Source organism: Lwoffella lincolnii (assembly GCF_002014765.1).
GTDB lineage: Bacteria > Pseudomonadota > Gammaproteobacteria > Pseudomonadales > Moraxellaceae > Psychrobacter > Psychrobacter lincolnii.
In genome coordinates, this window is the sequence record NZ_MUYT01000012.1 from 68,580 (window position 1) to 81,524 (window position 12,945).

Annotated in this window: 13 protein-coding genes; 6 read left to right on the forward strand and 7 right to left on the reverse strand. The window is 41.8% G+C overall.

Features of this window, described 5'->3' with window-relative positions; all coding sequences use genetic code 11:
* Nucleotide 1: 1 nt before the first annotated feature.
* Genes B0682_RS08010 through B0682_RS08020 form a run of 3 tightly spaced genes read left to right on the forward strand, consistent with a single transcriptional unit; the run spans nucleotide 2 to nucleotide 2,698 of the window.
* Nucleotides 2-1,000, forward strand: a complete 999-nt coding sequence (locus tag B0682_RS08010) for an HvfB family MNIO-type RiPP peptide maturase (protein WP_078308063.1) — start codon at nucleotides 2-4, stop codon at nucleotides 998-1,000.
* A gap of 4 nt (nucleotides 1,001-1,004) precedes the next feature.
* Entirely contained in the window at nucleotides 1,005-1,961 is a 957-nt protein-coding gene (locus B0682_RS08015) for an HvfC/BufC N-terminal domain-containing protein (RefSeq protein ID WP_078308065.1), read from the forward strand.
* A gap of 44 nt (nucleotides 1,962-2,005) precedes the next feature.
* On the forward strand, nucleotides 2,006-2,698 hold the full coding sequence (locus B0682_RS08020) for an HvfX family Cu-binding RiPP maturation protein (RefSeq protein ID WP_078308067.1): 693 nt from the start codon (nucleotides 2,006-2,008) through the stop codon (nucleotides 2,696-2,698).
* A 147-nt stretch (nucleotides 2,699-2,845) separates the two neighbouring features.
* Here the strand turns inward: B0682_RS08020 and B0682_RS08025 are convergent, their stop codons facing one another.
* From B0682_RS08025 to B0682_RS08050, 6 genes are all read right to left on the reverse strand, one after another.
* Nucleotides 2,846-3,175, reverse strand: a complete 330-nt coding sequence (locus tag B0682_RS08025; RefSeq protein ID WP_078308069.1) for a hypothetical protein — start codon at nucleotides 3,173-3,175, stop codon at nucleotides 2,846-2,848.
* Between the two features lie 155 nt (nucleotides 3,176-3,330).
* Nucleotides 3,331-4,497, reverse strand: coding sequence for a 4-phosphoerythronate dehydrogenase (locus tag B0682_RS08030; RefSeq protein WP_078308071.1), 1,167 nt, complete (start codon nucleotides 4,495-4,497; stop codon nucleotides 3,331-3,333).
* Between the two features lie 89 nt (nucleotides 4,498-4,586).
* Complete coding sequence (locus B0682_RS08035) at nucleotides 4,587-5,681, reverse strand: AI-2E family transporter (protein WP_078308073.1); 1,095 nt, start codon at nucleotides 5,679-5,681, stop codon at nucleotides 4,587-4,589.
* A gap of 9 nt (nucleotides 5,682-5,690) precedes the next feature.
* Nucleotides 5,691-6,677, reverse strand: a complete 987-nt coding sequence (glyQ, locus tag B0682_RS08040) for a glycine--tRNA ligase subunit alpha (protein ID WP_078308075.1) — start codon at nucleotides 6,675-6,677, stop codon at nucleotides 5,691-5,693.
* A 133-nt stretch (nucleotides 6,678-6,810) separates the two neighbouring features.
* Nucleotides 6,811-8,142: an acetylornithine deacetylase gene (gene argE / locus B0682_RS08045; protein WP_078308077.1), complete on the reverse strand. Its 1,332-nt coding sequence runs from the start codon at nucleotides 8,140-8,142 to the stop codon at nucleotides 6,811-6,813.
* A 160-nt stretch (nucleotides 8,143-8,302) separates the two neighbouring features.
* Nucleotides 8,303-9,004, reverse strand: coding sequence for a UPF0149 family protein (locus B0682_RS08050; RefSeq protein WP_078308079.1), 702 nt, complete (start codon nucleotides 9,002-9,004; stop codon nucleotides 8,303-8,305).
* 146 nt (nucleotides 9,005-9,150) lie between these two features.
* Here B0682_RS08050 and B0682_RS08055 point away from each other — a divergent pair, with 146 nt between their 5' ends.
* Both B0682_RS08055 and B0682_RS08060 read left to right on the forward strand, forming a co-directional pair.
* On the forward strand, nucleotides 9,151-9,585 hold the full coding sequence (locus tag B0682_RS08055; protein WP_078308081.1) for a hypothetical protein: 435 nt from the start codon (nucleotides 9,151-9,153) through the stop codon (nucleotides 9,583-9,585).
* Between the two features lie 175 nt (nucleotides 9,586-9,760).
* Nucleotides 9,761-10,324, forward strand: a complete 564-nt coding sequence (locus tag B0682_RS08060) for a cell division protein ZapA (protein ID WP_158077886.1) — start codon at nucleotides 9,761-9,763, stop codon at nucleotides 10,322-10,324.
* A gap of 61 nt (nucleotides 10,325-10,385) precedes the next feature.
* Here B0682_RS08060 and B0682_RS08065 read toward each other — a convergent pair whose 3' ends face one another.
* Nucleotides 10,386-10,769 (reverse strand): hypothetical protein, encoded by a 384-nt coding sequence (locus tag B0682_RS08065; RefSeq protein ID WP_078308085.1) that lies wholly within the window; start codon nucleotides 10,767-10,769, stop codon nucleotides 10,386-10,388.
* A gap of 453 nt (nucleotides 10,770-11,222) precedes the next feature.
* Between B0682_RS08065 and B0682_RS08070 the strand changes: the two genes are divergently transcribed.
* Nucleotides 11,223-12,899, forward strand: coding sequence for an NAD+ synthase (locus B0682_RS08070; RefSeq protein WP_078308087.1), 1,677 nt, complete (start codon nucleotides 11,223-11,225; stop codon nucleotides 12,897-12,899).
* The last annotated feature ends 46 nt before the right edge of the window (nucleotides 12,900-12,945 follow it).

The following is a 12,945-nucleotide window of genomic DNA, read 5'->3' on the forward strand; positions in this document are numbered from 1 at the left end:
CATGCACAAAGTTAACCAACACAAAGTTACTCAGCACAAAGTTAACCAACACAAAGTTACTCAGCACAAACGACACACCGCCACCAACCATCAAAGCACAACAAGCAACAAAAGTAAAAAACGCAATGAAAAACAAAAACTTGGTGGCACAGGGCTTGGCTTTCGTCGTAGCCTTGTGGGGCAATTACGCACACACGACCTATCTGTATTGGATTTTTTTGAGCTATCGCCTGAGAACTGGCTAACCAAAGATGGTCAGATGGGTGGTGCTTATGACAGCATATTACGTGAATTTACCGAACGTTTTCCTTTTGTCTGCCATGGCTTATCGTTATCTATTGGTAGTAGCCGTCAATTAGACAGCAACTTATTAAAAAACATCAAAGCATTTATGACAACCCATGACATCAAGCTCTACACTGAACATCTGTCTTGGTGTAGCGATGATTCTGGGCATCTGTATGATTTATTACCCATTCCTTGCACCCAAGAGGCGGTTAAACTGGTATCAACCCGAATCAAACAAGCACAAGACATCATGGGACAACAGATTGGTTTTGAAAACGCATCTTATTATTTTCGCCCAACAATGAGCGACATGAGCGATGGCGAATTCATCACCGCCATATGTGAAGAAGCCAACTGCTTGCTACACTTAGATGTGAATAACATCTATGTCAATAGTCATAATTTTGGCTTTGATGCTCATCAGTATTTACATGAATTACCACTTGAACGCACGTGTTATCTGCATGTGGCAGGACATTATGTTGAGCCTGATGGGTTCTTAATTGACACACATGGCAATAAAGTCATTGACCCTGTTTGGAGCTTATTAGATGATGCTTATGGCTTGATTGAAGCCACAGGTAAAAAAGCAAAAGATATCCCAACTTGCCTTGAGCGTGATTTTAACTTTCCGCCTTTAGCAGAATTGTTAGACGAAGCTTCAATGATTAAAGCGTATCAAACAAAAACTTACTCTCGCCAAGCGGTCTGAAATTATGCCTATGTCCACCATCACCCACAATCAACCTAAACAATCTGATTTGGCAGATTTTCAACAAACATTTGGGGCATATATACGCCGTGGCACACACACCACAAAAGATGAAGCACTTGTGCCAAAACGTGTTGGTACTTTATATCAAGAACTGGTCAAAAACAGCATATTAAGTTTTCCCAAACAATGTTTTCCCTTATGCCAACAAGTGGTTGGTGAGCAAACTTTTGACAAACTGTGTCAAAAGTTTGTCGCTCATCATCTGATGGATAGCCCTTATTTCACTGATATTAATGATGAATTTACTCAATTCATTGCTCAAATCACCACAGATTCCCAACACATGACTGATGACTTACCAGCATTTGACTTGCCAGCATTTTTGCCAGAGCTTGCTCATTTTGAATGGGCAGAACTGCAAACTGACATTGCTCCAAACCGCATGTTTGCACCGATAATGCCTTACTGGCCAGACACATCAATCAAAAATTCAACAGCCCACCCATCAAAACAGCCACAACTCAGACTAAATGGCAGTCTGCTGCTTTTGCAATATCAATACCCTGTACAACAATTTAATCAACCAGCTTTTTTTCAATCAGCATCTTCAAGCAATGAATGGCAGAACATGATGCCAGAGCCAACTTTTTTAGCCATGTATCGACATCAAGATGGCGATGGTATTAAAACACGCATTAAAACACGCATTGAAACACTCAACTTAACCCCTGTTACCTTTGTGTTATTAGATTTTGTACAAGAAAAATTGCAAAAGCAACCATCACAAAAGCAAACTCAAATACCACAGATAACATCAAGACCCATTTTTTCCAATGACAGTGAGTTATTAAAAGAATTTCTGCCTTTACTTGGTGGTGAGTTTAATGATGATATGCTGATATTTTTTAAAGAATTGGTGGCAGATTTAGTCGCAAAACAGCTACTTTATGTTCAATAAATCTCACCATAATAAATCATATGAATGAATTGTGTGAATGAATCATGTCAAAAACTTCAGTTAACATACCAACCTGCAAACAAGACAACTGTCTTATCCGAAAAACTTCGATAACATATAATCGTGTCATACAACAACTGACATTACTTGATTTTATCCCTTTGTTATTGGCACGGATTTATCTTGCTCCTATTTTTATCATCGCAGGTTTAAACAAATGGCAGAATTTTGCCAGCACCGCTGAGTGGTATGGCAATGCCGATTGGGGATTAGGATTACCCATGCCTGCTGTGCTGGTAGGCTTAACTGTTTTGGCAGAGTTTGTGGGGGGATTTGCTTTATTATTTGGGGTCATGACTCGTGTGTTTAGCCTGATGTTGGCAATCACCATGGTGGTGGCAGCATGGACGGTACATCTTAAGAATGGTTGGTTTGCAATCGCTCCATCTGATGCTTCAACCAGTACCGCACGATTTTTTGATTGGTTTGGGTTATCATCGGCACAAGTCAGCATCACTGCCAGTGAGCAGGTAAATGAACGGCTTACCATGGCACGCCATATCTTACAAGAACATGGTAATTATGAATGGCTAACTGAAATGGGCAACTTCATCATTTTGCAAAATGGCATTGAATTTGCTTCAACATATTTTTTAATTCTACTATTTTTGCTGATGTATGGTGGTGGTCGTTTTTTGAGTGTTGATTATTGGATAAAATATCGACAAAAACGATAAAAACAAAGATAAAACCCCTTATCTAAATCTCTCATCAAATAAAACCCTCCTTTGCCATCTTAACAAAGGAGGGTTTTATAATTTCTATTGAGTTAGTTAACTACTTTCAAGTTCACCATGACATTAACACATTAACACATTAACACATTAACGGCAATTTTTCTGTTGATATATTTTGGTTAAGGTATTTTGACGGTCTTTGGCAGCATTGATGGCTTCTTCTGTATTACTGTAAGTACCAAGTAAAGCTGGCCAAAATAAAACAGCGGCAGCAACATTCTTACCTGTTACTTTACGCTCATCACGTGCTCTTTTCTCAAACATTTTAGCTTCCTCAATTTCTGCTTTTAGTTGAGTACACGATAAGTTTGCATCACTAAGCTTATTGACTTCCACAACATGTGGGGTGGCACATGCTTGTAGCAATAAAGTGGTTACAATGACCGCAACAGTTGAAAGTTTTGAGACAGTTTTCATAAAATTCTCCAAGCAATTAAGACATCAATACTAAAAACGCAAACAATTAAAATACAAAAAATTAAAACACAGACAAAGAGTACACAAAAAATAACGATAAGGCAATAACTTATGGCAAAAAATTTATCCCCATATTCACAATATGAATGGTTTTTTCATATCTCAGATATGGTTGAACACCACTCACGGCGTAGTGGGTAATTTTTTCTTAAAGCATCAAAGTCTGCTCCGATGACATGGTTAATATGTTTTGTTATTTTGGCGTGTAAGGCTTGATTATCTGCCATGATGTCATAGTATGCTGGTAATTGGTTTGGGTGCTGTTTTAGGTGTTGCCAGTGGTATGGATTATTGGGTAATAAATTTACCATGTCTTGACGGCGGTTTAATCCAAAATGCTCAACCAAACCATCATAAATCATCTGCGTACCACGCAATTTGCCCTCCAGTGTGTAGCCTGCGATGTGTGGTGTGGCAATGTGTAACCGTTTTAGCAAATCAACACTCACCACAGGTTCATGTTCGAACACATCTAGCACCACTTGGCGTTTGGTCTTTATCATGTCTGCTAACAAGTCCGCTTCATTCACCACTTGCCCACGAGCCGTATTTATCAGCAAGGTATCAACAGGGGTGATGGCCAAAGCATTGGCATCTATCAGACAACGGGTGGGGTATGGGCTTTGACTGTCATTGGTCAATGGCACATGCAAGCTGATGGCATCACAACTTGTCAGCAACTTTGGCAAATCCACTTGTTTTATCCTTGCCATTTTTATCCGCGCTGCCTGTTTATCAACAACAGAAACAAAAGGGTCGTACGCCAAAACTTGCCAACCCAAATCAGTGGCATACTGTGCTAACGTCCAGCCAATGTTACCCATGCCAATGATGCCAAGGGTCATGGGCTGATGCCAATGCTGTGGGCGTAAAGTCAAAATGGCGGTCAACACATATTGAGCCACCGAATGCTTGCTACAACCTATGGCATTAACAAAACCAATGCCACGCTCTGCCAAATATCTGGTTGCCACATGGTCAGTGCCAATGGTTGCTGACCCAACAAACTGTACGCTGTCATTGTTTGCCAACAACTTGGCATCCACCTTGGTTACTGAGCGAATGAGTAACGCATCGGGCTGATGTTTGGCAAGCACATCAGCGGTTATCTCTCGCCCTGCCATGCCAGTTATTTTAACAGGCACACCTAATATTGGTAAATTAAAATAGTCTTGTAAATAAGCAATGTTCTGGTCAGCCACAATGTGAAGAGTATTGAGGTGAGGGGTATTGAGGCGAGGGGTATTGAGCGTATTTTTCATAAAAACCACCTTAACTGTGGTCAAAGGCAAGCACTGATAAGTGTGTGATTTGTTCACTTATGATGCTACTTTGGTGTTGGTCTTGTACTCTAACGTTGGTCTTGCTCATTGGCTTTGCTAAACAGCTCATTTTTGTGTTGACTTATCCACTCACGCCATACAGCAAGCCCAATCGCCAGCACCACAGGACCAATAAACAACCCCACAAAACCAAATGCCGTCAAACCACCAAGCACACCAATAAAAATAATGATAAATGGAATGCGTGTTGCCCCACTGATGACAATCGGACGAATGAGATTATCCACCCAGCTGATGGCAAATATCCCCCACAACGCCAAACCAATCCCTTCAGTGGTGTGTCCCTGACTCATCAACCACAACGCCACCCCACCCCACGCAAACGGCGTACCAAAAGGTATCAATGCCACCACAAACGTCAATAACGTCAATAAAATGGGGCTGGGTGCTCCTGCCAGTGCATATCCCATTCCTGCCAACAATGCTTGAGCCAATGCTGTCAAACCAATGCCATACACCACCGCTTGCGTGGTTACCCCCACCGAATCAATATAGCCATCAATCCGATTGCCAATGATGTTGCGTAACGCCTGACGAATTTGCTTAATTAGGCTTGTGCCATCTCGATAAAAGAAAAACAGCGTCATCAACGCCATGCCTAATTTAGCAAGGCTACTAAACAGCACATCTAACGCCACTTTGCCATAATACAGGTGCGACTGTATCCACTGCTTTAAAGCAAGCATGGAACTTTCAGGATTTTTGTTAATTTCCCATAAGGTATCTTTAATTTGTTGCCCAACCACAGGCAAATCCTTGATGGCATCTGGCAAATCCACATAACCTGCTTTAAGACGGCGGATAAGTGTGCCATACAGACTTAACGCTTCTTGTTGTAGCACAAACAGCCCAATCACCAAAGGAATGCCAATTAACAAAGAAATGCTAATCGTCATAATGCCTGAGCTCATGCCCGAGCTTAATTTTACCTTTTGATGAAAAAAGTTATACAAAGGGTAAGTAACATAAGCAATGATTGCCGCCCAAAGAGCAGGCACAATAAAAAATTGCACCACCATAAAACATAATATAATCAACACCACCAACAGGCTGATGGCAAGTAGTCGTTGAATAATCAGCTCTTTAGAAAAGTTTTCAATCATGGTATGAGCTTATTTGTCATCTTCTTTTGGCAACCACTTCTCCAACGCTTCTGCCTTATGGGCATCATCTGCCAAAGGAAAGCCCAATTTGGCACGAGCTTGCACATAGCTGATTGCCACTTTGCGGGCCAGTGTGCGTACACGCAAGATAAAGCGTTGGCGTTCGGTAACGCTAATCGCCCCACGAGCGTCAAGCAGGTTAAAGGCATGACTGGCTTTTAACACCATCTCATAAGCAGGCAACGGTAAATTGACCGCAACCAACTTATCTGCTTGCTCTTCATAAAAATCAAATAATTCAAACAATTTAGCCACATCGGCATGTTCAAAATTATAGGTAGATTGCTCCACTTCGTTTTGGTGAAACACATCACCATAGGTTACACGCCCAAACTCACCGTCCGTCCACACAAGGTCATACACACTGTCCACGCCTTGGATATACATGGCAAGACGCTCAAGCCCATAGGTAATCTCACCTGTCACAGGAAAACACTCAATGCCGCCAACCTGCTGAAAATAGGTAAACTGGGTAACCTCCATGCCATTTAGCCATACTTCCCAACCCAAACCCCAAGCCCCAAGCGTTGGACTCTCCCAATTGTCTTCAACAAAGCGAACATCATGGGTCAGCGTATCAATGCCAATGGCTTTTAAAGAGCCTAAATACAGCTCTTGAATGTTGGCAGGATTGGGCTTTAACACCACTTGAAATTGGTAATAGTGTTGTAAGCGATTGGGATTATCACCATAACGCCCATCGGTTGGACGGCGAGATGGCTGAACATAAGCTGCATTCCATTTTTCAGGCGTTAAAGCACGCAAAAAAGTGGCGGTGTGAAATGTCCCAGCCCCCACTTCCATATCATAAGGCTGCAGCACCACACAGCCACGAGATGCCCAATAATTTTGCAGGGTTAAAATCAGTGCTTGAAAAGTCAAGATGCCTGCCGTGTCGTTGATACGGTCAGTTAAATTGTCGGATTGGTTGGTCATATTAAAATCACTTATCAGTTTGTTTAAAGTCGGTTTCAATCAGTTTAAATAAAAAAATGGCTGTCAATTTAGAAAAGTCATCAATTTTTTATTTTACCCTATAATTAAGGGTGTGTCCTGATTCAGCACAATCTTATTTAGCTTGCAACCGCTCAAGCAGTTTTAACAAAAACGCATCGCACTGCTCTAGCTGAGCCAGCTCAACATATTCATTGGGCTTATGTGCTTGTTCAATACTGCCCGGACCACAAATCACCGTGGGTATGCCTGCTTGGGTGAACTGCCCGCCTTCGGTGGCGTAAGCAACCTTTTGTTTTTTGTGTGGCATCTTGGTTTTAGGATTGGTTTGAATGGCATCAGTATCATCAAGCAAGTCATCATCAAGCAATCCATTTACCAATTGTTGCAATGCGTCACTGTCAGCATCGGTCATGGCAGGAACGTCTTCTTGTTGGATTAGCTCAATGTGAGCATGATGGTCAATTTGTTGCATCTGCCAAGTCAGTTCGGCAATTTTGGCTTTGATGGGGGTTAAGATGGCAGTGTTGTCCATCATTGGTAAATTGCGGTAGTCAAAGGTAAATTCACACAGATTTGGCACAATGTTGCTGGCAGTACCACCTGTGATGACATTAACAGATAAAGTAGAAAATGGCACATCAAACAAAGAATCACTGGTAAAACGTTTATCAACGTCAGGGGTTTGCATCTGATTTGCCAGCTCATCGATGTGAGTTATCAAACGACTGGCATAGCTGATGGCATTCACCCCTTTGGGAGTGAGCGATGAATGCACTGACTTACCATGCACACGGCAACAAAACACATGGATACCTTTGTGTGCCACCACCAACTGCATGTTGCTTGGTTCACCCACAACACACCCATCTGGTTGTATACCACGTTCTGCCAAGTCTGCTAACATGACAGGCACTCCCAAACAGCCAACTTCTTCATCATAAGACAATGCCACATGCAATGGCTTGGCTAACTTGCCTGCTTGCGATTGAGTGACTGCCTTTGGCAATAGATGTAACACACAGGCGATAAAACCTTTCATATCACACGCCCCACGCCCATACAATCTGCCATCTTCAATACGGGCGGTGAATGGGTCGCTGTGCCACGCCTGCCCATCAACAGGCACCACATCAGTATGTCCAGACAGCACCATGCCACCGTTGATAATCTCTTGTTGTGTGCCAGCAGGAACGGTAACAAACAAATTGGCTTTGGTTTTGCTGTCATTAAAGGTTAATACAGGCAACAAACCCAAACTGTCACAAAACATCTTCACATCATCAATCAATGCCAAATTAGAACTTCGAGACGTGGTATTAAAGCCAATCAATCGCTCAAGCCATGCCACACTGTCTGTTGGATACAAATGGTCTGTTGGATAAACACTGTTTGCATCAGTGGTCTTATGCTGAGAGAACAAAACCTTAGGCAGAATATGGTGCATGGTATTTCCTTAATGGCAATGTGGCGAATGTGGCGATGACAATCACAATCACGGTAACGATAACAACGGCAAAGACATTCATGAACATGTGATGCCATTCCCTGTTATTAACGTTTAATGACAGGCATTAACGTCTGATGACAAACTTATGATAACGAGCTTATGACGGACGTTTATTCATGGCATCAATCACAGGGGGCATGATGTGATTTACCTTATCATCAGTATTGTCATCAATATTGTTATGAACATGCTCATCAAGATGATTTTTTTGTGCTTGTTGCTCTTTAACGGTCATTGCCCCAAGTGGCAAGCCTGCAATGATTGGCAGCGATAACAACGGCTTACGGCGACGAGTGGCTAAACTAACTGGCACCATACGGGCAAATTCATACAGATGCAGATACGACTCTTCGCCCCCTTCAAATTCATCATCAGGCTCAATACGGATACCACCGATTTTTGCCAAATCGCTCAAAGTTTCTGTCTCTTTATCACTTAGGCTCATGTCCGCCACGCCAATGCCTGTTAAATAGCCATTTGCCCAATCTTTGAGTGCTTGCACACGCTCATACAGGTCATGCTCATCATCAGGAACAAGTGGGGCGTATTGATAGGCATCTTCTTTATCTTTCAGCTGAAAAACGAGATCTTCGGCTTCTTCGGTAAGCAGTTCAAGGGCATCATCATCAAGCTGACTAAAGCTCAGCTCTTCAAGCATCTTAGCCCAAGCATCAGCAGTTGGAGCATCACAAACGGTCATCAAACCTGTCATCAAACCATGCAATTCACTGATGCTGATGTCTGTCCAATCGGTAAACGCCTCTTGCCAATCTGTCCAACCTGATAGATGGTCATTCATAGTCATTCCTTAAAAAAAATGTGGGTGTATATGGGTGTAGATATTATGTGGGCAAATGTGGCATTATTAAAGCCACAATGTTAATGGCGTTAATGGCATCATGTTAACGCCATCATGTTAACACCATATTTTTTCCTTGTTTGTCTATGACAACCACATTCATCAGAGCAACCGACATGACCATGATTGAGCAACTTAAACACCTTGAAACCATCATTCTTGAAGTGCGTAAGCAGTACCATATCACTGCCACCGAACTTGTGAATCTAAAAAACAAAACCAAAAGCGACATACAATCCGCCACCCATGCACTTCAAGCCCAGCTAGACAACGCCAAACATGAAAATAATCAGCTAAAACATCAGTTACAAAATAAAAGTAATGTCTATGAGAAGCTGGAGCAAGCCTTATCTGAACTCAAGCAAGAACACATCAGCATGAGTGAAAGATTTGCCGAATTAAAAGAGCAAGTCAAATATCTGCAAACTCACAATCAAGAGCTTCAGCAAAAAAACCTCATCGCAACCGAACATAGCAAAAATATCTTGGCACAGCTGCAACAGATTGAACAAAGCAACTGATTGGGCAATATCTGCATGACCAAAGAACATGCCCATCAAATCAAGTCAAATCAACCAAAGCCAAGGTCAACAAACAACACATTCATGCCCAATTATTTGTTTACTGAGTTAATCAATTAATCACTTAATGAATGACTTAACCAAAAAATTTAGCCCAAAACTTCTGGGATATCCTATGAGTCAACAAAAAACCAACATCACCAATGCTGCCATCAAAACTTTCTCTAGCCTATTTAGCAGTCTTGGCAATACAGTCAACAATAAGGCACAAAGCCCCATCAACCATCAGCCCAATGACACTGATACTGACATTGCCAATAAAACACAGCAAATGAACCAACATTCACCCAAACCACAGACAAAGGGGTCGCTCACCATGCAAAACTTATCCACACAAAAACCAACCAACAGCAAGCAAACCCAACACATCACAAAAAAATCCGAAACCAAACTGGTAGATGTGGTCATATCAGGGGTTACCTACCCCATTCAATGCCCTGCCAACGAAGTACACGCATTACAAAAGGCCAGCGATTTTATCAACCAGTTTATTGGCGACATTCGCAAACAAGCACCCACTTTAAGCCACGAAAATTTGTTGGTATTGTGCTGTCTTAATTTATACGAGCAAATCGACAGCCAAAAATCGCAACACAAGCATCATCAATTAGAAAATGAACGAATGCAGGTATTAATCAAGAAAATCAGTCAAGATGCCCAATCCATTTTGCCAGACTGATTGCCAACTGGGGCTTAAGGCATCATTGATAATCTTAATGTTGACCATCTTAATGATGTTCTTAATGATGTTGATGCCGTTGATGAAATTGTGCTTGATGCTCATAATTACAAAAGAACCATTGTTGTTCCCATTGAGAAATTAAGGCATCAAGCTCAATCACATCTTTATCCTTACCTTTTTTAACAGCCATCTGTCGCTGTTGACGTAAATTTTTGGCATTGGCAGTATCGGCTGTCAGTTTTTGTGCTGATGGTTGTTCAATTATCGGCTCAATCACCCCACGATATTGGGCCAAGGGGTAACCACATTCATCACACAACCGTGGACTTATCACATCGCCCTCTTGTGGATATGAGTATTTTGGGGGTTTGGGGTACATGAATTTAAAAAATCCCCACATGATGATGCTGGTGATGAACAAAATGGTGATGAATGCAAACACAATGACTCCTAATATTAGGACGTGATGTTTAAGGGGTGTCCCTAATTTGGCACAACAGCTTTTAATCAGCCACACATGCCAAAATCAGCAGAACTGCGTTAAATGACAATGACAATGACAATGACAATGACAATCAATAATAACTCATCAGTTTAAAATTGCCATCAATTATCGTGTTAGGATAGCACGTTTGCCAAATCATCATGTTTAGCCATGCTTAAATGGCTTAAGTGGCTTAAATGATTTATAAAGCCAATCATAAAGCCGTTATGCCTGATGCGTTGCGTCTTAATGGTTATGTCTTATGGTTGGCAAAATGCTATAATAAAAAATAAATACGCTCAATACGCAACCCTTAAAATATTTGTTTTTATTCCATGTGAAATAAACCAACGCCATACCAAGGCTAACAATAAGTTGAAGTTGATTACAACACATAAAAGGATTACCCATATGTCAAAACAACCCAATACCAATGCAACTGTTCATCAACATCACCATTTGACTTTTGCTGTGGCTCAAAGTAGTTTTTTGGTGGGTGATATCGAACATAACATCAAAAAAATGCGACAACAAGCCCTAAAAGCCAAAGCTCAAGAATGTGATGTCATCATCTTTCCCGAGCTTGCGGTGTTGGGCTATCCACCAGAAGATTTGCTGTTGCGTCCAAGCCTTGCCAATCGAGTTAAGGCAGGTTTAAGCAAACTGGCTGATATTGAAGGCATTGTGATGATTGTTGGCTACCCACATGTTGATCATTATGGCACGTTCAACTCGGCTGCAATACTGCATAACGGTCAACAAAAAGGCTTTTATCATAAACAAATCTTGCCAAACTATGGCGTATTTGATGAGCGTCGTTATTTTGATAAAGGACGTAACCAAGTGCTGTTTGACTATAAAGGTGTGAGCATTGGTTTATTGATATGTGAAGATTTATGGCAACCAGCCCCCATCAACACCTTGAAAGAGCAAGGTGCTGATGTGCTGGTGGTCATCAATGCATCACCCTTTGAGATGGGCAAACAAACCGAGCGAATTGCTTGTGTGCAGACACGTGCCAAAGACAATGAGTTGCCCATTATTTATGTTAACTGTGTGGGTGGACAAGACGACTTGGTGTTTGACGGTGGTTCGATGGCAGTACAAGCCAATGGTGAGATTGCCCATGAAGCCAGTCGTTTTTTAGAACAGATGCTCAAAATCACTTATGACCAACAACAAAAGCAATTTGATAAACAAAGTAAAGCTCCTTTAAAACTTAGCCAAGAGTCAGAGATGTATCAAGCCTTAGTGGTGGGTTTGCGTGACTATGTCAATTATTCTGGTTTTAAAGGTGTGATTGTGGGCTTATCAGGTGGCATCGACTCGGCATTAACTCTGTGCATTGCTGTCGATGCGTTGGGAGCGGATAAAGTCTATGCGGTCATGATGCCTTATGAATATACCTCACAGACTAGCCTTGAAGATGCTCAAGCTCAAGCTCGCCGTCTCAACGTGTCTTATACCGTCTGCCCCATTCATGATGCGGTTGAAGGCATTCGTCATACGTTAGCTCCCTTATTTAGTAAATCTCGTGCTGATACCACCGAAGAAAACATTCAAGCACGCGCCCGTGGCATGGTCTTGATGGCATTGTCTAATAAGTTTGGCCATTTGGTGTTAAGCACGGGCAATAAGTCTGAGCTGGCGATTGGCTTTACAACTTTATATGGTGATATGGTTGGTGGTTTTGACGTACTAAAAGACATTTATAAAACCCAAGTATATGAATTGGCAAACTACCGTAACCGCTTAGAAGACGTGCTTGTGATTCCTGAGCGTGTCATTACAAAAGCCCCATCAGCAGAGCTACGCCCTGAGCAAAAAGATGAAGATAATTTGCCTGACTATCCGACACTTGACAGCATTTTGTCTTTGTATGTTGATAAAGATACCAGCTTTGAAGAGATTGTGGCAAAAGGATTTGATGCAGATATGGTAGCAACCATCATTCGCATGGTAGATAACAGCGAATATAAACGCCGTCAAGCCACCATCGGCACAAAAGTGAGCAAAAAAGCCTTTGGGCGTGAACGTCGTTATCCATTGGTTAATAGCTGGTCAATAGAAGACCCATCACTGTCCTAGTAACAGGTCCTGACAACATGTCTGGCAATATTTGCCCATGACCAAA

Excerpts from the sequence above, each read along its gene's own strand:
- B0682_RS08010 (WP_078308063.1), top strand. The coding sequence starts at position 2 with ATGCACAAAGTTAACCAACACAAAGTTACTCAGCACAAAGTTAACCAA.
- B0682_RS08015 (WP_078308065.1), top strand. The coding sequence starts at position 1,005 with ATGCCTATGTCCACCATCACCCACAATCAACCTAAACAATCTGATTTG.
- B0682_RS08020 (WP_078308067.1), top strand. The coding sequence starts at position 2,006 with ATGTCAAAAACTTCAGTTAACATACCAACCTGCAAACAAGACAACTGT.
- B0682_RS08025 (WP_078308069.1), bottom strand. The coding sequence starts at position 3,175 with ATGAAAACTGTCTCAAAACTTTCAACTGTTGCGGTCATTGTAACCACT.
- B0682_RS08030 (WP_078308071.1), bottom strand. The coding sequence starts at position 4,497 with ATGAAAAATACGCTCAATACCCCTCGCCTCAATACCCCTCACCTCAAT.
- B0682_RS08035 (WP_078308073.1), bottom strand. The coding sequence starts at position 5,681 with ATGATTGAAAACTTTTCTAAAGAGCTGATTATTCAACGACTACTTGCC.
- glyQ (WP_078308075.1), bottom strand. The coding sequence starts at position 6,677 with ATGACCAACCAATCCGACAATTTAACTGACCGTATCAACGACACGGCA.
- argE (WP_078308077.1), bottom strand. The coding sequence starts at position 8,142 with ATGCACCATATTCTGCCTAAGGTTTTGTTCTCTCAGCATAAGACCACT.
- B0682_RS08050 (WP_078308079.1), bottom strand. The coding sequence starts at position 9,004 with ATGAATGACCATCTATCAGGTTGGACAGATTGGCAAGAGGCGTTTACC.
- B0682_RS08055 (WP_078308081.1), top strand. The coding sequence starts at position 9,151 with ATGACAACCACATTCATCAGAGCAACCGACATGACCATGATTGAGCAA.
- B0682_RS08060 (WP_158077886.1), top strand. The coding sequence starts at position 9,761 with ATGAGTCAACAAAAAACCAACATCACCAATGCTGCCATCAAAACTTTC.
- B0682_RS08070 (WP_078308087.1), top strand. The coding sequence starts at position 11,223 with ATGTCAAAACAACCCAATACCAATGCAACTGTTCATCAACATCACCAT.